Here is a 20,784-nt window from a genome sequence, read left to right as displayed (position 1 = left end):
CCAATGAGGGAGACCCGAAAGATGACACTGACCCCCGGAATAACGCCTGAGAAAGACGGGCTCGACGGCCTTGCATGGAACGTTGTCGGCCATACCTACACGCCGAAACTGCATTCCGAGAACGCCTTCATCTGGCATGCCGACATTCCCGACGGCACCTTCGTGCCGCCGCACATCCACCCCACGCAGGACGAATGGATCTGCATGCTCGAAGGCGAGCTGGAGGTCGAGTTCGGCGACGAGAAACATGTCGGCCGCGCGGGCGACACGATCCGCATGCCGATGGGGCTGGCGCACGGGATCTTCAACCGGTCCGGCAAGACGGCCACCTGCCTCTTCGGCGTGGCGCCCTCTCGGAAATTGTTCGAGCTCTTCGGCAAGCTCGACGGCGTGACCGACCCCGAGGAGCTGGTGCGCATCTCGGCCGAGCACGAGGTCGATTTCCTGCCCCCGCCTGAATAGGCGGCACAGGTATCCCGAACCGCCCGGCCCCGGTCGCCCCGGGGCCGGGGCCCGGCCCCATTGCCACACGCGATGGTGAAGCGGCGAACGCTTGCAAGTGCCACGACAACCAGGGCGTATGCCGGTCATGACCCGCCCGCGCCCCGCCCTCACCTTCACCCGCCTGCCCGACATCGCCCCCGAGGCGATCCTCGCGCACATGTCCCACCCGGTGACCGCCCGGCACATGCCGCTGCTCAAGGGCGGCTGGACACGCGACACCGTGACGGATTTCATCGCCGCCAAGGAAGCCTGCTGGCAGCGTGACGGGCTGGGCCACTGGGCCATCCTCGCCGACGGCGCCTATGCCGGCTGGGGCGGGTTCCAAAAGGAAGGCGAGGAGTGGGATTTCGGGCTGGTCCTGACGCCGGAGCGGTTCGGCCTCGGCATGGCCATCACCCGCCAGGCTCTGGAGTTTGCCCGTTCGGATACCCGCATTCCCTACGTGACCTTCCTGCTGCCGCCGTCCCGCCGGAACCTGCGACCGCTGGAACGGCTGGGGGCGCGGTATGTCGGGCGGGTTGACCACGACGGCTGTGAATTTCTGAAGTACAGGTTGGAGACCGGCTGAAGGACGGGGCCGTTTTCCGCGCGGAAAACGGGTAAGAAAATGCGCATTTTCTTACCCGGATTTTGCGCAAATTCCGGGGCACCTGGCTTCTACCGACCCGCCACCTGCAAAACCTCGTAATCCCCCACGATGGCCCGAAGTTCCGCCTCGGTCGCCACGTCGTGCACGTCCTCGTACCCCTCCGGCGCGCGGTCCTCGACGAAGTCGATCACCCCTTCCGGCCCGCCCTTGCGGTTCGCCGCCACGATCGCCGCCGTCGCCGGGCGGCGCACCGCGTCATAGGCCTCCAGCGCCGCCGCCGGGTCGCCCCCCTCCGCCAGCCGGTCGGACAAGTCGCGGGCATCCAGGATCGCTTGGCTCGCCCCGTTCGACCCCACCGGGTACATCGGATGCGCCGCATCCCCCAAAAGCGTCACCCTTCCATGCGTCCAGCGCGGCAGCGGGTCACGGTCGCACATCGGGTAGACGAAGATCTCCTCCGTCGCGCGGATCAGCTCGCGGATATCCATCTCCGGCACGCTCAGGTGCCCCTCGGCCATCTCCAGCGCCTCCTCGGCGGAGGCCTTGCGCGACCAGTCGTCCCGCCCCGGAATGGGCGTGTCCGCATCGCCCAGCTTCGAGCACACCACCCAGTTGGTCAGCGCCTCGCCGGGCCGGTCGGGGTCATGCGCGATGGGATAGAGCACCAGCTTGTGCCGGAACCCGCCCGCCACGATCATCGAGGCACCATCGAGGAACTGCGGCCACCACGCCGCCCCCCGCCACATCAGCACGCCGTTCCACGAGGGCGGCCCCTGGTCGGGGTAATACTGCGCCCGCACGGTGGAATGGATGCCATCGGCCCCGATCAGCACATCGCCGCTCTCCTCGTACCGCGTGCCGTCACGCGCCTCGAACACCGCGCTCACACCCTCCCCGGTATCCTCGAACGACACCAGCCGCCGGTCGCATTGCACACCGCCCTCGCCCAGCCGCTCCAGCACCGCGTCATGGATGAGCTTCTGCAACCGCCCCCGGTGAATGGAAAACTGCGGCGCGTCGAGCCCGGCCCAAAGCCCCCGCGGCTGTGCCACGATATCGAGCCCCTGCCCCGTCTTGTAGATCAGCCGCCGCGTCCGGATCGCCGCCGCATCGAGCGCCGGCAACAGCCCTAGCCGCTCCAGCTCGGCAATCGCATGCGGCAGCGTGTTGATCCCCACGCCGAGCTCGCGCACCTGCGCTGACTGCTCGAACACCTGCGCCGCAATCCCCCGCTCATGCAACATCAGCGCCAGCGTCAGCCCGCCAATTCCTCCGCCCGCGATCAGAACCTTCATGAACCCGTCCCCCTGTCAGCCGATCACCGCCGTCGCCTCGATCTCCACCAGCGCCTCGTCCTCGACAAGGCCGGCGACCACCACCATGGTCATCGCCGGGAAATGCCGGCCCAGCACCCGACGATAGACCTCGCCCACCTCGCGCTGGCGGGCCAGGTATTCCTGCTTGTCGGTGACATACCACGTCAGCCGCGTCAGGTCTTCCGCCGCGCCCCCCGCCGCCTCGAGAATCGCAAGGATATTCCGCAAGGCCTGCTCCATCTGGCCGATGAAATCGTGGCTCTCGAACACCTGCTCGGCGGTCCAGCCGATCTGGCCGCCGACATAAAGCGTGCCGTCCTTGGTCAGGATGCCGTTGGCATAGCCCTTGGCCGGCGCCCAACCCTCGGGAGAGATCACCTGGTGTGTCATGCGTCCTCGCTTTCCATGTAGGGCATCATTGCCTGTCTCAGGGCGTCGGGAAACCCCTTGGGCCGCCCGTCATCGCCCACCAGCACCATCGTCGCGCGATAGCTCATCCGCGTCTCGCCATCGCTCTCCGTCAGGATGCGGATGGTGCTGCTCGTCCGTCCGATCGTCTCGATCCACAGCGAGAACTGCAGCCGGTCGCCATACCGGCTGGGCTTCGGGAACCCGGCCTCGACCTGCACCGTGGGGATCGCGCCCTCCCGGTGGAACGCCTCGAACGGGTAGCCGATGGCGTCGAAGAACTCCTCCACCAGGTCGTTCATCAATTCGAAGAACCGCGGGAAGAACACCAGCTCCGCCGGGTCGCAATGCTTGAACATCACCTTCGCGTCCCGGCGAAATGCGCAGGCCGGCGCGCTCATGCCGCGCCCTCCCGCAGCCGGAACCGCTGGATCTTGCCGGTCTGGGTCTTGGGCAGCTCCGCGCGGAACTTGACCGAGCGCGGATACTTGTAAGGCGCGATCGTACTCTTCACGTGATCCTGCAGCGTCTTGATCATCAGCGCGTCACCCTCATAGCCCTCGGCCAGCACCACATGCGCCTCGACGATGGCGCCGCGCTCGTCATCGGGCGCACCCACCACGGCGCATTCCACCACCGCCTCGTGCGACAGAAGCGCCGCCTCAACCTCGGGCCCGGCGATGTTGTAGCCGGACGAGACGATCATGTCGTCGTTCCGCGCGGCAAAATGCAAATAGCCGCCCTCGTCCACCACGAAGGTATCGCCGGTGATGTTCCAGCCGTCCTGCACGTATTCCGCCTGCCGGTCATCGGCGAGGTAGCGGCAGCCCGTCGGCCCCCTTACCGCCAGCCGCCCGGGCTCGCCCACCGGTACGTCGCGCCCGTCATTGTCCACGATCCTCACCTCGTAGCCCGTCACCGGCCGCCCGGTACAGGCGGGCCGGTGATCGTCGAAGCGGTTGGTGATGAAGATATGCAGCATCTCGGTCGCCCCGATCCCGTCGAGCATGGGCTTGCCGGTCTTCTTCATCCACTCGTCATAGACCGGCCCCGGCAGGGTCTCGCCCGCCGAGACGGCGGCGCGCAGGCTCGACAGGTCCGCCCCCTCCTCCATCGCCCGCAGCATGGCGCGATAGGCGGTGGGCGCGGTGAAACAGACCGTGGCCCGGTACTTCTCGATGATCTCGATCATGTTGGGCGGCGAAGCCGTTTCCAGCAACGTCGCCGTCGCCCCGAAGCGCAGCGGGAACACCGCCAGCCCCCCAAGCCCAAAGGTAAAGGCCAGCGGCGGCGAGCCGATGAAGATGTCGTCGGGCACCACGTTCAGCACCTCTTTCGCATAGCCATCCGCGATGATCAGCAGGTCGCGATGGAAATGCATCGTGGCCTTCGGATTACCCGTCGTGCCGGAGGTGAAGCCCAGAAGCGCCACGTCATCACGGCCCGTGTCCACGGCCTCGAACGTCACCGGCTTCTCCAGCGCCAGCCGGTCCAGCTCCGCATCGTGGTTCGACGTCCCGTCGAACCCCACCACCGACTTCAGGAATTTCGACCCCTTCGCACAGGTCACCATCTCGTCCATCAGCCGCGTGTCGCACAGCGCATGGGTGATCTCGGCCTTGTCGACGATCTTCGCCAGCTCCCCCGCCCGCAGCATCGGCATGGTGTTGACCACCACCGCCCCCGCCTTGGTCGCCGCCAGCCACGCCGCCACCATCGCCGGGTTGTTGGCCGACCGGATCAGGACGCGGTTGCCGGGCTTCACCTTCAGGTCCTCGACCAACACATGCGCCAGCCGGTTGGTCCAGTCGCTGAGCTCCTTGTAGGTCCGCCGCCGCCCGTTGCCGATCAGCGCGGTGCGGTCGCCCATGCCACGCTCGACCATGCGGTCGGTCAGTTCCACCCCGACATTCAGCCGCTCGGGGTACTCGAACCCGTCCAGCAGGAAATCGGGCTGCATTTCCTCGGGCGGAAGGTTGTCACGGGTGAAAGTGTCGACATGAGCAGATGGGCCAAGCATCGTCATTTCCCTTTCAGTTGATCCAATGTGGCGCGCGCGATGATCACGCGCTGCACGTCCGAGGCGCCCTCGTAGATCCGCAGCGCCCGGATATCGCGGTAAAGCGCCTCCACCGCCTGGCCACTGCGCACGCCGTCGCCGCCATGAAGCTGCACGGCCCGGTCGATGACGCTCTGCGCCTGCTCGGTGGAAAACAGCTTCGCCATCGCCGCCTCGCGGCTCACCCGCGGCGCGCCGCTGTCCTTCGTCCAGGCCGCGCGATAGACCAGCAGAGCGCTGGCATCCACGTCGAGCGCCATGTCGGCGATATGCCCCTGCACCATCTGCAAGTCGCTAAGCGGCGCGCCTTGAATATGCCGGTCGGTCACCCGCGCCACCGCCTCGTCCAGCGCCCGCCGGGCAAAGCCCAGCGCGGCGGCGGCCACGGTTGTGCGGAACACGTCCAGCACCGCCATCGCCACCTTGAACCCCTGCCCCGGCGCGCCGATCATGTTCGCCGCGGGCACGCGCACATCGTTGAACCGCAACCGCGCCAGCGGGTGCGGCGCGATCACCTGCAACCGCTCCGCCACCTCGAACCCGGGCATGTCCGGCGTGACAAGAAAGGCCGAGAGCCCGCGGGCCCCCGGCGCTTCCCCCGTCCGGGCAAAGACGGTGTAGAGATCCGCGATCCCGCCATTCGAGATCCACGTCTTCTCTCCGTTGAGGATGAAATCCCCGCCGTCCTTCGTGGCGGTCATCGTCGATGCCGCCACGTCAGAGCCCGACTGAGGCTCGGTCAACGCAAAGGCCGAAATCGCCTGTCCGGCGGTCGTGAGTGGTAGCCAGGCCTGTTTCTGCGCGTCCGAGCCGAAAAGTGAAATGGCCCCGGTGCCGAGGCCTTGCATGGCGAAGGCGAAATCCGCCAACCCGTCATGCCGCGCCAGCGTCTCCCGCGACAGCGCCAGCGTGCGCACGTCGAGCGGGCTGCCATCGACGCTGGCAGTGGGTTTCAGCCAGCCATCGGCCCCGAGATCGGCCACCAGCTTGCGGCAGGCGGCATCGGTGTCGGAATGGTCGACCTCCAGCGATCCGCACCACCCGGCCAGCGCATCGGCATGGGCCTTGTGATGCGGCTCGAAGAACGGCCAGTCGAGATAGCTCCTGTCAGCCATCAATCCCCCTCGAAGACCGGTTTTTCCTTGGCCACGAACGCGTTGAACGCCCGCGTGAAATCCCCGGTCTGCATGCAGATCGCCTGCGCCTGCGCTTCCGCCTCGATGGCCTGCTCGATCGACATCGACCATTCCTGCGCCAGCATCGTCTTGGTCATCATATGGGCGAAGTTCGGCCCGGCCGCGATGCGGCAGGCCATCTCCATCGCCTCGGCCTCGAGCTCCTCCCGAGGCACCAGCCGGTTATAGAACCCCCAACGCTCCCCCTCCTCGGCGCTCATCGCCCGGCCGGTATAGAGCAGCTCCGCCGCCCGGCCCTGCCCGATGATCCGGGGCAGGATCGCACAGGCCCCCATGTCGCACCCCGCAAGCCCCACGCGGGTGAACAGGAACGCCGTCTTCGCCTCCGGCGTGGCAATCCGCAGGTCCGAGGCCATGGCGATGATCGCCCCCGCCCCGGCACAGATACCATCCACCGCCGAGATCACCGGCTTGCCGCAATTCACCATCGCCTTCACAAGGTCCCCGGTCATCCGGGTGAACCGCATCAGCTCCTTCATGTTCATCCTGGTCAGCGGCCCGATGATCTCGTGCACATCGCCGCCCGAGGAGAAATTCCCGCCGCTCCCCGCGAACACCACCGCATTCACATCATCGGCGTAATGCAGGTCGCGGAACCAGTCGCGCAGCTCGGCATAGCTGTCGAAGGTCAGCGGGTTCTTCCGCTCCGGCCGGTCCAGCGCCACGCGCGCGATGCCGTTCTCGATACTGCACTGGAAATGCTGCACGTCACTCCGCATCGTCGTCTCCTTCCGTCAAAGCATGGTCGAGCATCCGGGCCACCATCGCGCTCTCCTCGCCTTCCAGCCCGCCAAGCGCCTCGTGCACCCAGACCTCGTGCGCGGCCGCCTGCGCCTCGAACGTCTCGATGCCGCGCTTGGTCAGCCGCACCATCGCGGCGCGCCGGTCGCCCGGCACCGGCACCCGCAGCGCCAGCCCGTCCTCGGCCAGCCGGTCGACGATGCCGGTCACGTTGCCGTTCGACACTTTCAGCGCCCGCGACAGCTCGCTCATCTTCATGCCGTCGCGGTAACGGTAGAGCGCCGACATCACGTCGAACCGCGGCAGCGTGGTGTCGAACTCGACACGCAACCGCTCACGCAACTCCGCCTCGACCATGCGCTGGACCTTCAGGATACGCAGCCACAGCCGCAGGCTTTCCTTCGACGCGGGCGACGGTGCCGGGCTTTCCTTGATCTTGTTCATATCTCTCCTCCCGAAAGGGCCAGCGCATGCCCGCTGACCGCGGCGGCGGCGTCCGAGCACAGCCACAACGCCGTGCCCGCCACTTCGCCCGTTTCCACGAACCGTTTCTGCGGGTTGCCCGCGCAAAGCTGGGCGCGCGCCTCGTTCTCCGTCTTGCCGGTCTTGGCGGTGATGGCGTCGATGGATTTCGCCAGAAGCGGCGTGTCGATGAACCCGGGGCAGATGGCGTTGACGGTGATCCCCGTCCGCCCCAGCTCCTGCGCCAGCGCCCGGGTCAGGCCCACCACCCCGTGCTTCGACGCACAATAGGGCGAGACGTAAGGATAGCCCTTCAGCCCGGCGGTCGAGGCAATGGCAATCAGCCGCCCCCAGCCCGCCGCCGCCATCTCCTCGTGACAGGCCTGCCAGAGGTGGAACACCCCTTCGAGGTTCACCGCCAGCGAGGCGCGAAAATCCTCCGCGCTCACCTTCCGGAACGGCGCCGACGGCGCGGCGCCCGCATTGGCGATGGCAATGGCCACCGGCCCGTTCACCTCCCGCGCCTGTCCCAATGCCGCATCAAGACTCTCCCGGCTCGTCACATCCGCCGCCAGCGGCAGCGCCCCGGTCTCCTCCGCCACCTCCTTCAACGGCGCGTAACTCCGCCCGAGGATCGTCACCTTCGCCCCCTCGCCGGCAAAGACGCGGGCCATCTCGGCCCCCACGCCCGAGCCGCCTCCGGTGATCACCACGTGTTGACCGGCCACGCTCATACCCGCACCGCCTCGGCCTCGCGGTCGGACAGACGCCACAGCTGGTCCCGCCCCGCCTCGTAGGGCAGCGGCCATTCCGCGTGCCGGTCGCCAATCGCGGCGCCCGCATGCAGCGTCCAGTAGGGATCCGCCAGGTGCGGCCGCGCCAAGCACACCAGATCCGCCCGCCCCGCCATCAGGATCGAATTGGCATGGTCCGCCTCGTAGATATTGCCCACCGCCATGGTCGCGATCCCGGTCTCGTTGCGGATCCGGTCCGAGAAGGGCGTCTGGAACATCCGGCCATAGACGGGCTTCGCCTGCGTGCTGGTCTGACCGGCCGACACGTCGATGATATCGGCCCCGGCCCCATGGAACGCCCTGGCGATCTCCACCGCCTCTTCCGGCGTCACGCCATCGTCGCCGACCCAGTCATTGGCGGAAATCCTGACGGCCATGGGCCTCTCCTCGGGCCAAACCGCCCGCATCGCCTCGAAGACTTCCAAGGGATAGCGCAGCCGGTTCTCGAGGCTTCCGCCATACTCATCCTGCCGCACATTAGACACCGGCGAGATGAAGGACGAAATCAGGTACCCATGCGCCGCGTGAAGCTCGATCATGTCGAACCCCGCCCGTTCGGCCATCTCCGCCGCCGCCACGAACTCGTCCCTGACCCGGTCCATATCCTCCCGCGTCATCTCCCGCGGCACGGCGTTCCGGTCCGACCACGCAATCGCCGAGGCCGACATCGTCTCCCAATTCCCCTCGGCCAAAGGCGCGTCCATCTCCTCCCAGCCAACCTGCGTCGACCCCTTGCGCCCGGAATGGCCGATCTGGCAGCAGATCTTCGCGTCCGTCTCGCCATGCACGAAATCGACAACCCGGCGCCACGCCGCCTCATGCTCCGGCGCATAAAGCCCCGGACAGCCCGGCGTGATCCGCCCCTCGGGGCTGACACAGGTCATCTCTGTATAAACCAGCCCGGCCCCGCCCTTGGCCCGCTCGCCCAGGTGCACGAGGTGCCAGTCGGTCGGGCAGCCATCCACCGCCTTGTACTGCGCCATCGGCGACACCACGATCCGGTTCTTGAGCGCCATCTCCCGCAGCTTGTAAGGCGCGAACATCGGCGACCGCACCGGGCTCTCCGGCCCTCCCGCGCGGGTCTGGAACCACTTCTCGGCCCCTTCCAGCCACTTGGCATCCCGCAGGCGCAGGTTCTCGTGGCTGATCCGCTGCGACCGGGTCAGCAGGGAATAGTTAAACTGTACCGGGTCAAGGTGCAGGTACCGATGCACCTCCTCGAACCACTCCAGCGAATTCCGCGCCGCCGATTGCAGCCGCAGCACTTCCAGCCGCCGCTCGTCCTGGTAGGCCTCGAAGGCGGCCTCCATCGTCGGCTTCGTCGTCAGGTACTCGGCCAGCGCGATGGCACTTTCCACCGCCAGCTTCGTGCCCGACCCGATCGAGAAATGCGCCGTGGCCGAGGCATCACCCATCAGCACGATATTCTCGTGATACCATTTCTCGCAGAGCACCCGGGGAAAGTTCAGCCAGGCCGAGCCGCGGATATGCTTGGCATTCGTCATCAGACTGTGCCCGTCGAGGTAATCGCGGAAGATCTCCTCGCAGACCGCGATACTCTCCTCCTGATTCATGTTTCCGAAACCATAGGCCTCCCACGTCGCCTCGTCGGTCTCGACGATGAAAGTCGCCGTGTCCTCGTCGAACTGGTAGGCATGGGCCCAGACCCAGCCCTTCTCGGTCTCCTCGAAGATGAAGGTGAAGGCGTCGTCGAACTTCTGCTCTGTCCCCAGCCAGACGAACTTGCAGGCGCGCGGCTCGATATCCGGTTTGAACGTATCGGCAAACTCGGTCCGGGTTTTGGAGTTCAGCCCGTCGCAGGCGACCACGAGGTCAAAATCTCGGGCATAGGCCGAGGCACTCTCCACTTCCGTCTCGAACCGCAGCTCGACGCCCAGCTCCCGCGCCCGCTCCTGCAACAGCAGCAGCAACTGCTTGCGCCCGATGCCACAGAACCCATGCCCGGTCGAAACCACCTTCTCGCCCCGGTAATGCACGGCGATATCGTCCCAATAGGCGAAATGCGCCCGGATCGCCTCGGCGCTCTTGGCATCGTTCTGGTGCAGGTTGTCCAGCGTCTCGTCCGACAGCACCACGCCCCAGCCGAACGTATCATCGGGCTTGTTGCGCTCGATGACCACCACCTCGGCCTCCGGCTGGCGCAGCTTCAGGGAAATGGCGAAGTAGAGACCGGCAGGACCCCCGCCCAGACAGGCAACACGCATGGCACATCCTCCCTTTCCCGCATGACGTTTCCCGGTCAGGATAGGCACAGCCGGAATTTATTTCAAGCTTAAACCTTCAAGCTTGAAATATTTCTCCGCGCAGGTAATTTGCACCCGTCCACCAGGACGGACATGATGCGGAGGAACGATATGATCGACTGGGACGACGCGTTCGAGAACATGGCCTACATCCCCGGCGGCGCCGACCTGCCCGGCCAATGGGCCGAGGCGGCAGCAGCCTACCGCGCCGAGATGGCCAGGACCGGCCGCCTGCAGGAAAACGTGGCCTACGGGCAAAACGCGCGCGAGGTGTTGGACGTCTTCACCCCCGAGGGCGAGAGCCGCGGCCTCTTGATCTTCGTTCATGGCGGCTACTGGCGCGCCTTCGACAAGTCCTTCTGGTCGCACCTCGCCCAAGGCTGCCTCTCGAACGGCTGGACCGTCGCCCTGCCCTCCTACCCCCTCGCTCCCGAGGCCCGGATCAGCGAGATCACCGCCTGCATCACCCGCGCCGTGACTTTTGCCTCGGGCCATGTCCCCGGCCCGATCCGCCTTGCCGGCCACTCCGCCGGCGGCCACCTCGTGACCCGCATGATGTGCCGGGGCGTGCTGCCCGACGAGGTGGTCCCCCGCCTCGCCCGCGTCACCTCCATCTCAGGCCTGCACCAGCTTGGCCCGCTCGTCGGCATCAAGCTGAACGACACCCTCCGCCTCACCCCCGAGGAGGCCGACGCCGAAAGCCCCGCCGCCTACGACCCGCTGCCGAACGTCCCCCTCACCGCCTGGGTCGGCGCACAGGAGCGCCCCGAATTCCTCCGCCAGACCCGCCTGATCGAGGAAGTCTGGGCCCTCAAGGGCGCCGACGTCACCGCCGTCTACGACCCCGGCCACAACCATTTCACCGTCATCGGCGCACTGGAAAAGCCCGACAGCCCGCTCACGAAAGAAATCCTGCGATGAGCGGATACGACCCCGCCGACGACGGCGCCAGGATGGCCTTCGCGGACGACATGAGCTATGGTGACTACCTTGCCATCGACACGCTCCTCGCCGCCCAGCGCCCGCTGTCGGACGCCCATGACGAGATGCTCTTCATCATCCAGCACCAGACCTCGGAACTCTGGATGAAGCTGGCGCTCCACGAGTTGGGCACCGCCCGCGACCTGCTGCAACAGGGTCAGCCCGAACAGGCTTTCAAGCTGCTCACCCGCGTCGCCCGCATCATCGAGCAACTGAACGGCGCCTGGGACGTGCTGCGCACCATGACGCCCAGCGATTACACCACCTTCCGCGAAAGCCTTGGGCAGTCCTCGGGCTTCCAGTCGCTCCAGTACCGTCTGATCGAATTCCTGCTCGGCAACCGCAACACCGCGATGATGAAGGTCCACGAGCACCGCCCCGACCTGCATGCCCTGCTGGAAGAGGAACTGGCAAAGCCCACCCTCTACCACGTCGCGCTGCACCTGCTGGAAGACCACCTTGGCCAGCGGTTCGACCCCGCGATCTTCCGCCAGCGAGAACCACACGAGGCCGACGACGCCGTTATCGCCGCCTGGACCACCATCTACCGCGCCCCGGACAAGCACTGGACCCTCTACCAACTCGCCGAGAAGCTCGTCGACCTCGAAGACTACTTTCGCCGCTGGCGCTTCAACCACGTGACCACGGTCGAGCGCGTCATCGGCCTCAAACGCGGCACCGGCGGCACCAGCGGCGTCGCCTACCTGCGCCGCATGCTCGAGGTCGAGCTCTTCCCCGAACTCTGGCACATGCGCGGAGGATTGTGATGCCCACCCTGCCCCGGAAAGACCTGTTCGACCTGCCCGACGGCGTCATCTACCTCGACGGCAACTCGCTCGGGCCACTGCCCAGACACGTCCCCGCCCGCGTGGCCGAGGCCGTCACCCGCGAATGGGGGCAGGAGCTTATCCGCGCGTGGAATTCCTGCGGCTGGATGGACCAGCCCGTGCGCGTGGGCAACGCCGTGGCCCGGCTGATCGGCGCGCCCGAAGGCTCCGTCGTGATGGGCGACACGCTCTCCATCAAGGTCTTCCAGGCCCTCTCCGCCGCGCTGGCCATGCGCCCCGACCGCCGGGTGATCCTGTCGGATACCGGCAATTTCCCCACCGACCTCTACATGGCCGAGGGGCTGATCGCGCTCAAGGACGCAGGCTACGAGCTGCGCACCGTCGCTCCGGAAGAGGTGCCCGACGCCATCGACGCCAGCCTCGCAGCCGTCATGCTGACCGAGGTCGACTACCGCACCGGCCGCCGCCACGACATGCACGCCATCACCGCGAAGGCCCACGCCGCCGGCGCCGTCATGATCTGGGATCTCGCCCACAGCGCCGGCGCGCTCGAGGTGGACCTGGCAGGCTCCAACTGCGACTTCGCCGTCGGCTGCACCTACAAGTATCTCAACGGCGGCCCCGGCGCCCCGGCTTTCATCTACATCCGCCCCGACCTCGCCGCCTCGGCGCAACCTGCCCTCTCCGGCTGGCTGGGCCACGACGCGCCCTTCGCCTTCGAACCGGGCTACCGACCCGCGCCCGGCATCGAACGGATGCGCGTCGGCACGCCCCCGGTCCTCCAGATGACCGCCCTCGAAGCCGCGCTGGAAGTGTGGGAGGGCGTCGACATGGCCGACATCCGCGCCGCCTCCGTCGCCCTCTGCGAACAGTTCATCACGCAAGTGGAAGCGGCCTGCCCCGCCCTCCGCCTCGTCAGCCCGCGCGACCCCCAGGCCCGGGGCAGCCAGGTCTCCTTCGCCTTCGAACACGGTTATGCCGCCATGCAGGCCCTCATCGCCCGCGGCGTCATCGGCGATTTCCGCGCGCCGGATGTCATGCGCTTCGGCTTCACGCCGCTCTATATCGACAGCAATGACGTCTCCGCCGCCGTCGCGATCCTTGCCGACATCCTCGAAACGCGGGCGTGGGACAGGCCGGACTACCGGCGCGCGAACCGCGTCACCTGAGTGGGATCTGCACGCAAATCGAGTCAAATGCCATGCACCCTGCTCTTGACCCGACCCGTCAGGCTGGGCGCCCTTAACCGCATGTAAGCTAATTTTCTCTAGCCCTGTTCAACGTCCACTCATGAACGGAGGCATTCCATGCACAAACACGTCCTCGCCCTCGCCGCCACGGCGGGCCTGTCGCTTGCCGGCCTGCCCGCCGCGGCAGATGAATTCTCCCGGGCCCTGGCAACCTATTACGACAGCCAGATCGCGACCTGGGCAAACGATCCGGCCCTGGTCGCGGCGATCAACAAGCAGAACGCCGGCCGCTCGGGCCTGTCCCAGGCCGATATCGACGCGTTGGACGGGAAATGGCGCGCACAGGTCGGTGCGGCCGATGCTCCGGCGATCGAACCTGTCCTGAACAACGCCGCCGCCGATTTCCTCCGCGCCCGGGTCGACGAATCCGGTGGCGTCATCACCGAGGCGTTCACGATGGATGCCCACGGGCTCAACGTGTCGGCCACCGCCGTGACCTCCGACATGTGGCAGGGCGACGAGGCGAAATTTACCGAGACCTATGCGAGGGGCGCCGGCGCCACCCACCTGAGCGAAGTCGAGTTCGACGAGTCCACCCAGACCTACCAGGGCCAGATTTCCGTGACCGTGACCGACCCGGCCACCGGCACGCCTATCGGCGCGCTCACCGTCGGCGTCGATGCCGAAGCCCTGATGTAAGCCCCCGGGCAGCGCCGAGGAACTGGAGGTCCGGATGCAAATCAACGTGTTTTTCAAAGCCATAACCATGGTCTTCCTCACGGCGGTCTGCGTCGCGACGATACCGGCGTTTCACTATTCATCCATGCTGAAAGGCCTGGTCGGCGACCAGCTCACGATGCGCGCCAACTCCACCACCTCGGCCCTCGCCGACCGGTCGGCGGGCGCCATCCGGTTTGGCAAGTTCGACCGGATCAACGCCGAGATGGCCACGCTTCTGGAAAAGGAGCGTGGCGACATCATCGGGCTCGCGGCCTACCGGCCGGGCGCCGAGGAGGCCGCCCGCGCCGGGGTCGTCGGGTTCGACCCCGCCCGTACCTTGCGGCCCCTGGCCCTGGCCGCCATGCAAACAGGCGAGACCCAGGTCAGCGAGGACGGCCTGTCGGTGGCCGTGCCGGTCGTGATGGGCGAGGAGGCGACGATCGTTGGCGCGGTCAGCAGCCACTGGTCGTCCGAGGGCCAGATGCAGATCGTGCACGAGGCCAGCCGCGAATCCTGGCTCTGGGCTTTCGGGGTTCTCGTCACACTTCTCCTCGTCTCGGCCTATCTCCTGCGCCACTGGCTGTCCCGCCCGCTCGAAGACGTGACCTCGGCGATGACCCGCGTCGCCGAGGGCGAGCTGGAAACCCCCGTGCCGCATCTCGGCAAGGGGGACGAGATCGGGCGCATCGCCCGGGCGCTCGACGGCCAGCGCGAGAAACTGATCCGCGCCCGGGAAACGGAACGCGCCGCGCGCGAAGCCGACGCCAAGGCGCGCGATACGGCCGTCGTCATCGCGCAGAAGGAAAAGGAACAACGCATGGTCGTCGATGCGCTGACCGTCGGCCTCGACGGGCTGGCCGAAGGCGACCTGACCCGCCGGATCGAGATTCCCTTCGCCCCCGACTACGACGCGCTGCGCAAGAATTTCAACCGCGCCACCACGCTTCTGTCGACCGCGGTCGAGAAGGTGCGCGACAATGCCGGCTTCATCAGCCAGCGCTCGACCGAGATCGCCCGCTCGTCCGACGACCTCTCGCAGCGCACCGAGGGCCAGGCCGCCACGCTGGAAGAGACGGCCGCCGCGCTCGACGAACTCACCCGCAGCATTGCCACCACCGCCAGCGAAAGCCGCGAGGTGGCCGATATCGCCGAGACAGCGCGCCGCGATGCCAACGACACCGGCGACGTGGTGAACCGGGCGGTCGATGCGGTCAGCACGATCGAGGAAAGCTCGGCCCAGATCCACCAGATCATCGGCGTGATCGAGGATATCGCCTTCCAGACCAACCTGCTCGCCCTCAATGCCGGGGTCGAGGCCGCCCGCGCCGGTGAGGCCGGCAAGGGCTTCGCCGTGGTGGCCACCGAAGTGCGCGCGCTCGCGCACCGCTCCTCCGAGGCCGTGCTTGAGATCAAGTCCCTGATCGACGGCTCCGCCACCCATGTCGAGGAAGGCGTCTCTCTCGTCCGCAATGCCGGCGACGCGCTGCAGGCCATCGTGCGCCAGGTTTCGGATATCTCCGAACATATCGGCCGGATCGCCGAGCGCACCCAGGAACAGTCGGTCGGCCTGACCGAGATCAACACAGGCGTCGGTCAGCTCGACGGCGTCACCCAGCAGAACGCCGCCATGGTCGAACAGTCGACCGCCGCCACCCACCAGCTCGACCAGGACGCCCGCGATCTCAATGCCGCGGTGCAGAGCTTCCGCACCGGCCAGCCCGCGGCATCTGCCCGCGTCGCCTGACCCTCCGTCTCCACCTGGCCCCCGATCACCGCAAGCCAGGCCACCACGGACCCGACGACAGCCACAAGAAAACGCCGCCGCCCTCCCCGGGGCGGCGGCGCGAACATGGCCCGGACCATCTCGGCCAATGCGATCAGATGCGGCGGCACCCGCTGCGGATGGACTCGAGGTAAATTCCGTCCACCGCCTCTGGCACGGAAATGGTGCAATCCGCGAAACCCTGACGCGCAAGGTTCGCCGTCAGGATCCGCAGGCAATCCACCGACTGCCGCAACAGGTCGACATCCTGCAACAGCGCCAGCGGCGGCCGGGTCCCGTCTCCGCTGACCAGCCAGTCGCCCACGGCCTCATCGATCTCGGTCGCCTTGTCGGACAGCACTTCCAGCAGCTGCGCCGTATTCGACAGCACCGATGCAAGCGGGATGCGCTCTTCCTCCCCCGCCGTCATAGCGGCCCCACGACACGCTCGATGCAAGCCTTGAGATCAGCCGAGGAGAATGGCTTCTTGAGGTAGTTGTTCATCCCCAGCTGGTTCCCCTTGTCGACGATCTCCTGCGAGGCCGTGCCGGTGATCAGGATGAACCCGATCTTCTGCGTCGCCTGGTACTGCCTCAACCCTGCCAGAAGTTGCAGCCCGTTTGCGCCCGGCATGTTGTAATCCGAGATGACGAGGTGCACCGGCTTGACCGCCAGCTTGCGGAACGCCGCTTCGCCGTCATTGCAGAAATCGATCGTCTTGATCCCGATATCCTCCAACGCCTGTATGATCAGGCCGCGGCTGACCGACATGTCATCCACCACCATTACGCTCAATCTTTCCTTCAGACTCACGATCGCCTCCTATTTTCCAAATGCCGCGGACCGAAGTCACAAGCGGCGGTACTGCGTCACGCCCGCGGGGCCGAACTGGCCGCATGCCGGGCCGGAAACCCGTTCAGAATGCCCGACGAACAAATACCCCCCGGGCGCCAGGACCTCGGCGAAGCGGGCCCAGAGACGGGCCTGCGTGGGCGCGTCGAAATAGATCACCACGTTGCGGCAGAAGATGACGTCGAACCGCCCGCGCATGGGCCAGTCCTGCATCAGGTTGAGCTCGGTCAGGGTCACCAGCGCCTGAAGCTCGGGGACTATCCGGCAGCCCTTCTCCGTAGCCTGTCCGGGGCCGAACATCAGCCGGCGCATCTCGGCCGGTATCTGTGCATCCCCGGCATCCTGGTAGATCGCCGCGCGCCCGATACGGATCATCTCGGGGTCGATATCCGTTCCCAGGATGCGCATGTCGTGCTTCGCCGCATCCGGCATGAGCTTCCTGAGCGTGGCCGCGATGCTGTAGGGCTCCTGTCCGGACGAACACCCGGCCGACCAGAGACGCACCCGCCCGCCCCCGCGCGCACGTTCCACAAGGGGCGGCAGAACCTGCCGTTCCAGACTGGTGAAATGGTGGGCCTCGCGGAAGAACTTTGTCACGTTCGTGGTCAACAGCGAAATCATCCGCCGCCGCTCCTCGGCGCCCCCCGCGGATTCGATGAACCGGCAATAGGCATCGAAATCCTCGAGCCCGAGATCGCGAAGCCGCCGCGCCAGGCGCGAGGTCACGAGGTTGCGCTTGCCATCGCTCAGCACGATCCCGCAATCGGCGTAGACCCGGTCGGCCAGACGCCTGAACGATCGGTCATCGACCTCGTTGAGTGTGGTCCCGCATGCCGGGATCAGGGTGCCTGTCACGTCATGCGGCCTCGATCTGACCGGAGGGCAGGACCTCGGCGAGGTCCATCTTGCGGATCATCCGGTCCTCGATCACCAGAACACCGGATATGAACCGGCGCACGACGTCATCCACGATATCCGGAATGGGTTGCAGATCGCTCGGAGACACGGTCAGGATGTCCGAGACCACGTCCGCCAGCAGCCCGACGGTCTGGTTCTCGAGCACGGTTATGATGATCACGTTCCGCGGATGCGGCTCGGTCGCGCCAAGGCCCAGCCTTTCGGAGAGATCGACAACCGGCACGACCGACCCCCGCAGGTTGATCACACCCTTGACGTAGCTCTGGGCCCGCGGGAGGATCGTCGTTTCCGTCCAGCCCCGGATCTCACGCACGGAAGTGAGATCGAAACAGAAATCCTGGTCCGCCACGCGGAAGGCCACCACTTCCTGGTAGGTTTTCGACTGTTCTGGTGCCGTTTGTTTCATGGTCATACCGCCATCTGGATAGAGGAATGCGCCCCGCCCAATCCGACGCTGCCACGCGTGATGTTGTCCGGGTCGATGATGAGCGCAATGCGGCCGTCGCCGAGGATCGTGGCCGCGGCGACGCCCTGCACCTGCTGGTAGTTCGTTTCAAGGCTCTTGATCACGACCTGCCGCTGCTCCTGTATGTCGTCGACGATCAGGGCGTAATACTGGCTTGCGTCCGACTCGATCAGCAGGAGCACGTGGGAATCGATCTCGGTTACCGGGCTGCGGAAGCCGAAGAAATGGCCGAGATCGATGACCGGAACGAGGCCGCTCCGGTTCTTGAGCACCCACCCACCGGCCCCGATCGCGTGGATTGCCGCGGACCGGGGTTGCAGGGTTTCGTGAATGGCCGAGATCGGGACCACCATGGTCTGGTTCGCGACCCGGATGACCATCCCCTCGAGCACGGCCAGCGTCAGCGGCAGGCTGATCGAGAACACCGTGCCCTCGCCCGGTTCGGAATGAATCGACACGCGGCCGCCGAGCGTCTGGATCTCGCTACGCACAACGTCGAGCCCGACCCCCCGGCCCGACAGTTCCGACACCTCGTCCTTCGAGGAAAATCCGGGCAGGAACAGCAGGTTGTCGATCTCGGTTGCCGACAACGCATCGGCTGCGGAAATCAGCCCGCGCTCGATGGCGAGCGCCCGGACCTTTTCGCGGTTGATGCCGCCGCCGTCATCGGCGACGTCGATCATCACCCGGCCCGACCGGTGCGCCGCCGAAATCGTCACCGTGCCCTCGCGCGGTTTGCCCGCTGCCTCGCGCCGGTCACCCGGTTCGAGCCCGTGGTCGATGGCATTCCGGATCATGTGAGTGAGCGGATCGACGAGCCGTTCGATCACGGTCTTGTCGACCTCGGTGAACTCGCCGTTGGTCACCAGTTTCACTCGCTTGCCGGTGGCGGTTCCGGCCTCCCGCACGATCCTTGCCATGCGCTGGAACATCGGTTTGACCGGCTGGGCCCGGACGGCCATCACGCCTTCCTGGATCTCTCCCGCCAGTTGCTTGAGGCTTTCCAGCGCCGCCGACAAGTCGGATTCCGTATGCCCGGGCAGCTCCGCGATCGATTGCGAGAGCATGGCCTCCTTGATCACCAGCTCGCCCACGAGGTTGATCAGCTTGTCGATCTTTTCGAGATCCACCCGGATGGTGCCGCCGGGGCGGGGTGCGTTGGCTTCGGGCCGGGCCGCGGCCGGTTCCGCCCGGGCCGCCGCGGGATCTGTCGACGCGGGTTCAGCCGTCGCAGTCTCCCCGTCGCCGGCACTGCCAAGCAGATCGGATAGCGACGGCAACCCCTCAGACGGGGCGATCTCCGGCAGCGCTTCCGCCGTGACGGGCGTGTCGATCTCCAGCCGGCACAGCCCCTCCACGAATTCGAACACCTCGCGGATCTCGCCTTCCGAGGCCACGGTGAACAGCGTCGCCGTCCATTCCATCCTGCAATCCGTCGGGTCGAGCCCGGCAAGCGGTGGCACGGCGGACAGGTCCGCCTCGAGCTCGAGCCTGCCCAGGCCGGCTAGCGCGCGGAACAGGACCAGCGGCTCGTTGCCCGAGGCGAAAAGGCCCGGATCGGCAGCGAACCGGATCGTGTAGACAGCCTCTTCCGCTGCATCGAGACCGATATCGAGCGTCACCGGTTCGAAATCCGGGGGAACCTCGTCATCGGCGGCACCGCCGGTCCCCGTCGCCTCCCCAAGCCGGTCGAGCAATTCGTCACCCCTGGGTGGCGCCTCGTCATCGCTCCGGGCCGCCGCGACCAGGTCGGAGAGGTGATCCCCGCAATGCCTGAAGAGGTCGAGCAGATCCTCGTCCGCCTCGCACTTTCCCGACCGCACGTGGTCGAGCGCCGTCTCGAACTGGTGGGCAAATGTCACGAGATCGGTGAACCCGAACGCTCCGGCCCCGCCCTTGATGGAATGCACCGCACGAAAGATGGCATTCATCGTCTCGTTGTCCTGCGCGCCATCGGCAAGCAGGTCGAACCCGTCATGCATCGATTCGAGCAGTTCCTCGCACTCTTCGAAGAAGGAACTGCGGAAATCCTCGGTGCCCCCGGAACTCATCTCTGCACCTCCGGCCCGGCGACCCGCGCGATCGCCCAGAGCAGCTTCTCCTCGTCGAACGGTTTCACGATCCAGCCCGACGCGCCGGCGGCCCGGGCGCGGTTCTTGAGCTCGGCGGCGCTTTCCGTGGTCAGGACGAGGATTGGCACCACCCGGTTGCGTGTCCGGCCGCGCGCCGCTTCGATAAAGCCGAAGCCGTCAAGGCGCGGCATGTTTATATCGGTGATGACGACATCCGGATCGGTCTGGTCGAAGCGGCGCAGTCCGTCCTCGCCATCCTCTGCAAGATCGACCTGGAACCCGGCCGAGCTGAGCGTTGCGTTGAGAAGGTTGCGCATGGTGCGGGAATCGTCGATCGCGAGAACCTGAACCGTCATGCCGCGGCCTCCTCACCCGGCGCCGCCCCGATCTCGCGGGGGGGCACGCCAAGCGTCTGGCACATGTCGAGCAATCCATGCTCCGCCCCCGTCAGCCGGAACGCGATCCCGGCCTCCTGCCACTGGCGATGCGCGGCAACCAGAAGCTGCAGCCCCAGCGCGCCGGCAAGCTCGACCTGCTGCGCGTCGATCGTCAGGGGGTGGCCGCGCCTGGCCTGGATCGCCTGCGCGAGGGCGCGAACGGCGGCACTGTCCAGCCGCGCGGGCAGCAATAGCTTTTCGTTCATTCTCGTGGTCCTTCTCGATCGGAACATGAACATCCGTGTCTCGCTTGGTCTTTCCGTCG

At 66.6% G+C, this 20,784-nt stretch carries 23 protein-coding genes; 7 read left to right on the top strand and 16 right to left on the bottom strand.

The window, feature by feature from the left end; genetic code table 11:
• Positions 1 to 21 precede the first annotated feature (21 nt).
• Complete coding sequence (locus tag QUV18_RS03995; RefSeq protein WP_300892141.1) at positions 22 to 462, top strand: cupin domain-containing protein; 441 nt, start codon at positions 22 to 24, stop codon at positions 460 to 462.
• Positions 463 to 589: 127 nt separating this feature from the next.
• Positions 590 to 1,072 carry a GNAT family N-acetyltransferase gene (locus tag QUV18_RS03990; protein WP_300892140.1) on the top strand — a complete coding sequence of 161 codons (483 nt, stop codon included), beginning with the start codon at positions 590 to 592 and terminating at the stop codon, positions 1,070 to 1,072.
• 89 nt (positions 1,073 to 1,161) lie between these two features.
• On the opposite strand, the gene QUV18_RS03985 is transcribed toward QUV18_RS03990, so the two are convergent.
• The 9 genes from QUV18_RS03985 to QUV18_RS03945 are packed head-to-tail and all read right to left on the bottom strand — an operon-like array spanning position 1,162 to position 10,294.
• Positions 1,162 to 2,388, bottom strand: coding sequence for a flavin-dependent oxidoreductase (locus QUV18_RS03985; protein ID WP_300892139.1), 1,227 nt, complete (start codon positions 2,386 to 2,388; stop codon positions 1,162 to 1,164).
• Positions 2,389 to 2,403: 15 nt separating this feature from the next.
• A complete protein-coding gene (locus QUV18_RS03980) occupies positions 2,404 to 2,799 on the bottom strand; it encodes a RidA family protein (protein WP_300892138.1) in 396 nt (131 codons plus the stop codon).
• Positions 2,796 to 3,218 (bottom strand): thioesterase family protein, encoded by a 423-nt coding sequence (locus tag QUV18_RS03975; protein ID WP_300892137.1) that lies wholly within the window; start codon positions 3,216 to 3,218, stop codon positions 2,796 to 2,798. Before QUV18_RS03975 ends, QUV18_RS03980 begins: the two co-directional genes overlap by 4 nt.
• Positions 3,215 to 4,837: an AMP-binding protein gene (locus tag QUV18_RS03970; protein WP_300892647.1), complete on the bottom strand. Its 1,623-nt coding sequence runs from the start codon at positions 4,835 to 4,837 to the stop codon at positions 3,215 to 3,217. Before QUV18_RS03970 ends, QUV18_RS03975 begins: the two co-directional genes overlap by 4 nt.
• A 2-nt stretch (positions 4,838 to 4,839) precedes the next feature.
• Positions 4,840 to 5,991: an acyl-CoA dehydrogenase family protein gene (locus QUV18_RS03965; RefSeq protein WP_300892136.1), complete on the bottom strand. Its 1,152-nt coding sequence runs from the start codon at positions 5,989 to 5,991 to the stop codon at positions 4,840 to 4,842.
• Positions 5,991 to 6,791 (bottom strand): enoyl-CoA hydratase family protein, encoded by an 801-nt coding sequence (locus QUV18_RS03960; RefSeq protein ID WP_300892135.1) that lies wholly within the window; start codon positions 6,789 to 6,791, stop codon positions 5,991 to 5,993. The genes QUV18_RS03965 and QUV18_RS03960 overlap by 1 nt, the downstream gene beginning before the upstream one ends.
• Positions 6,781 to 7,257: a MarR family transcriptional regulator gene (locus QUV18_RS03955; RefSeq protein ID WP_300892134.1), complete on the bottom strand. Its 477-nt coding sequence runs from the start codon at positions 7,255 to 7,257 to the stop codon at positions 6,781 to 6,783. The genes QUV18_RS03960 and QUV18_RS03955 overlap by 11 nt, the downstream gene beginning before the upstream one ends.
• The gene (locus tag QUV18_RS03950; protein WP_300892133.1) at positions 7,254 to 8,009 is read right to left on the bottom strand and encodes an SDR family NAD(P)-dependent oxidoreductase; all 756 of its coding nucleotides are present in this window, start codon (positions 8,007 to 8,009) and stop codon (positions 7,254 to 7,256) included. The genes QUV18_RS03955 and QUV18_RS03950 overlap by 4 nt, the downstream gene beginning before the upstream one ends.
• Positions 8,006 to 10,294 carry a bifunctional salicylyl-CoA 5-hydroxylase/oxidoreductase gene (locus tag QUV18_RS03945; protein ID WP_300892132.1) on the bottom strand — a complete coding sequence of 763 codons (2,289 nt, stop codon included), beginning with the start codon at positions 10,292 to 10,294 and terminating at the stop codon, positions 8,006 to 8,008. The genes QUV18_RS03950 and QUV18_RS03945 overlap by 4 nt, the downstream gene beginning before the upstream one ends.
• 135 nt (positions 10,295 to 10,429) lie before the next feature.
• Between QUV18_RS03945 and QUV18_RS03940 the strand changes: the two genes are divergently transcribed.
• The 5 genes from QUV18_RS03940 (at position 10,430) to QUV18_RS03920 (ending at position 15,756) form a co-directional block, all read left to right on the top strand.
• Entirely contained in the window at positions 10,430 to 11,254 is an 825-nt protein-coding gene (locus tag QUV18_RS03940) for an alpha/beta hydrolase (protein ID WP_300892131.1), read from the top strand.
• Positions 11,251 to 12,081, top strand: a complete 831-nt coding sequence (locus QUV18_RS03935; RefSeq protein ID WP_300892130.1) for a tryptophan 2,3-dioxygenase family protein — start codon at positions 11,251 to 11,253, stop codon at positions 12,079 to 12,081. Before QUV18_RS03940 ends, QUV18_RS03935 begins: the two co-directional genes overlap by 4 nt.
• Positions 12,081 to 13,271, top strand: coding sequence for a kynureninase (kynU, locus tag QUV18_RS03930; RefSeq protein WP_300892129.1), 1,191 nt, complete (start codon positions 12,081 to 12,083; stop codon positions 13,269 to 13,271). Before QUV18_RS03935 ends, kynU begins: the two co-directional genes overlap by 1 nt.
• A gap of 138 nt (positions 13,272 to 13,409) precedes the next feature.
• Positions 13,410 to 13,991, top strand: a complete 582-nt coding sequence (locus tag QUV18_RS03925; protein ID WP_300892128.1) for a hypothetical protein — start codon at positions 13,410 to 13,412, stop codon at positions 13,989 to 13,991.
• Between the two features lie 67 nt (positions 13,992 to 14,058).
• Positions 14,059 to 15,756, top strand: a complete 1,698-nt coding sequence (locus tag QUV18_RS03920; protein WP_300892127.1) for a methyl-accepting chemotaxis protein — start codon at positions 14,059 to 14,061, stop codon at positions 15,754 to 15,756.
• Between the two features lie 133 nt (positions 15,757 to 15,889).
• Here QUV18_RS03920 and QUV18_RS03915 read toward each other — a convergent pair whose 3' ends face one another.
• Genes QUV18_RS03915 through QUV18_RS03885 form a run of 7 tightly spaced genes read right to left on the bottom strand, consistent with a single transcriptional unit; the run spans position 15,890 to position 20,725 of the window.
• Positions 15,890 to 16,204 carry a hypothetical protein gene (locus QUV18_RS03915; protein WP_300892126.1) on the bottom strand — a complete coding sequence of 105 codons (315 nt, stop codon included), beginning with the start codon at positions 16,202 to 16,204 and terminating at the stop codon, positions 15,890 to 15,892.
• Positions 16,201 to 16,587 (bottom strand): response regulator, encoded by a 387-nt coding sequence (locus QUV18_RS03910; RefSeq protein WP_300892125.1) that lies wholly within the window; start codon positions 16,585 to 16,587, stop codon positions 16,201 to 16,203. The genes QUV18_RS03915 and QUV18_RS03910 overlap by 4 nt, the downstream gene beginning before the upstream one ends.
• Positions 16,588 to 16,623: 36 nt before the next feature.
• Positions 16,624 to 17,481, bottom strand: coding sequence for a protein-glutamate O-methyltransferase (locus QUV18_RS03905; protein ID WP_300892124.1), 858 nt, complete (start codon positions 17,479 to 17,481; stop codon positions 16,624 to 16,626).
• Position 17,482: 1 nt separating this feature from the next.
• Positions 17,483 to 17,950, bottom strand: coding sequence for a chemotaxis protein CheW (locus QUV18_RS03900; protein WP_300892123.1), 468 nt, complete (start codon positions 17,948 to 17,950; stop codon positions 17,483 to 17,485).
• Positions 17,951 to 17,952: 2 nt separating this feature from the next.
• Entirely contained in the window at positions 17,953 to 20,061 is a 2,109-nt protein-coding gene (locus QUV18_RS03895; RefSeq protein ID WP_300892122.1) for a chemotaxis protein CheA, read from the bottom strand.
• Complete coding sequence (locus tag QUV18_RS03890; RefSeq protein ID WP_300892121.1) at positions 20,058 to 20,438, bottom strand: response regulator; 381 nt, start codon at positions 20,436 to 20,438, stop codon at positions 20,058 to 20,060. Before QUV18_RS03890 ends, QUV18_RS03895 begins: the two co-directional genes overlap by 4 nt.
• Positions 20,435 to 20,725 (bottom strand): STAS domain-containing protein, encoded by a 291-nt coding sequence (locus QUV18_RS03885; RefSeq protein WP_300892120.1) that lies wholly within the window; start codon positions 20,723 to 20,725, stop codon positions 20,435 to 20,437. The genes QUV18_RS03890 and QUV18_RS03885 overlap by 4 nt, the downstream gene beginning before the upstream one ends.
• Between the last annotated feature and the right edge of the window lie 59 nt (positions 20,726 to 20,784).

Source organism: Roseovarius sp. (assembly GCF_030373445.1).
Taxonomy (GTDB): Bacteria; Pseudomonadota; Alphaproteobacteria; order Rhodobacterales; family Rhodobacteraceae; genus Roseovarius.
Note: the sequence above shows the minus strand (reverse complement) of the source record. Positions and strands in the feature narration are given on the sequence as shown.

Bases quoted from the DNA above. Each gene is read 5' to 3' on its own strand.
- QUV18_RS03980 (WP_300892138.1), bottom strand. From the start codon at position 2,799: ATGACACACCAGGTGATCTCTCCCGAGGGTTGGGCGCCGGCCAAGGGC.
- QUV18_RS03895 (WP_300892122.1), bottom strand. From the start codon at position 20,061: ATGAGTTCCGGGGGCACCGAGGATTTCCGCAGTTCCTTCTTCGAAGAG.
- QUV18_RS03970 (WP_300892647.1), bottom strand. From the start codon at position 4,837: ATGCTTGGCCCATCTGCTCATGTCGACACTTTCACCCGTGACAACCTT.
- QUV18_RS03940 (WP_300892131.1), top strand. From the start codon at position 10,430: ATGCGGAGGAACGATATGATCGACTGGGACGACGCGTTCGAGAACATG.
- QUV18_RS03890 (WP_300892121.1), bottom strand. From the start codon at position 20,438: ATGACGGTTCAGGTTCTCGCGATCGACGATTCCCGCACCATGCGCAAC.
- QUV18_RS03995 (WP_300892141.1), top strand. From the start codon at position 22: ATGACACTGACCCCCGGAATAACGCCTGAGAAAGACGGGCTCGACGGC.
- QUV18_RS03925 (WP_300892128.1), top strand. From the start codon at position 13,410: ATGCACAAACACGTCCTCGCCCTCGCCGCCACGGCGGGCCTGTCGCTT.
- QUV18_RS03945 (WP_300892132.1), bottom strand. From the start codon at position 10,294: ATGCGTGTTGCCTGTCTGGGCGGGGGTCCTGCCGGTCTCTACTTCGCC.
- QUV18_RS03915 (WP_300892126.1), bottom strand. From the start codon at position 16,204: ATGACGGCGGGGGAGGAAGAGCGCATCCCGCTTGCATCGGTGCTGTCG.
- kynU (WP_300892129.1), top strand. From the start codon at position 12,081: ATGCCCACCCTGCCCCGGAAAGACCTGTTCGACCTGCCCGACGGCGTC.
- QUV18_RS03920 (WP_300892127.1), top strand. From the start codon at position 14,059: ATGGTCTTCCTCACGGCGGTCTGCGTCGCGACGATACCGGCGTTTCAC.
- QUV18_RS03935 (WP_300892130.1), top strand. From the start codon at position 11,251: ATGAGCGGATACGACCCCGCCGACGACGGCGCCAGGATGGCCTTCGCG.
- QUV18_RS03950 (WP_300892133.1), bottom strand. From the start codon at position 8,009: ATGAGCGTGGCCGGTCAACACGTGGTGATCACCGGAGGCGGCTCGGGC.
- QUV18_RS03975 (WP_300892137.1), bottom strand. From the start codon at position 3,218: ATGAGCGCGCCGGCCTGCGCATTTCGCCGGGACGCGAAGGTGATGTTC.
- QUV18_RS03985 (WP_300892139.1), bottom strand. From the start codon at position 2,388: ATGAAGGTTCTGATCGCGGGCGGAGGAATTGGCGGGCTGACGCTGGCG.
- QUV18_RS03900 (WP_300892123.1), bottom strand. From the start codon at position 17,950: ATGAAACAAACGGCACCAGAACAGTCGAAAACCTACCAGGAAGTGGTG.
- QUV18_RS03960 (WP_300892135.1), bottom strand. From the start codon at position 6,791: ATGCGGAGTGACGTGCAGCATTTCCAGTGCAGTATCGAGAACGGCATC.
- QUV18_RS03990 (WP_300892140.1), top strand. From the start codon at position 590: ATGACCCGCCCGCGCCCCGCCCTCACCTTCACCCGCCTGCCCGACATC.
- QUV18_RS03955 (WP_300892134.1), bottom strand. From the start codon at position 7,257: ATGAACAAGATCAAGGAAAGCCCGGCACCGTCGCCCGCGTCGAAGGAA.
- QUV18_RS03885 (WP_300892120.1), bottom strand. From the start codon at position 20,725: ATGAACGAAAAGCTATTGCTGCCCGCGCGGCTGGACAGTGCCGCCGTT.
- QUV18_RS03965 (WP_300892136.1), bottom strand. From the start codon at position 5,991: ATGGCTGACAGGAGCTATCTCGACTGGCCGTTCTTCGAGCCGCATCAC.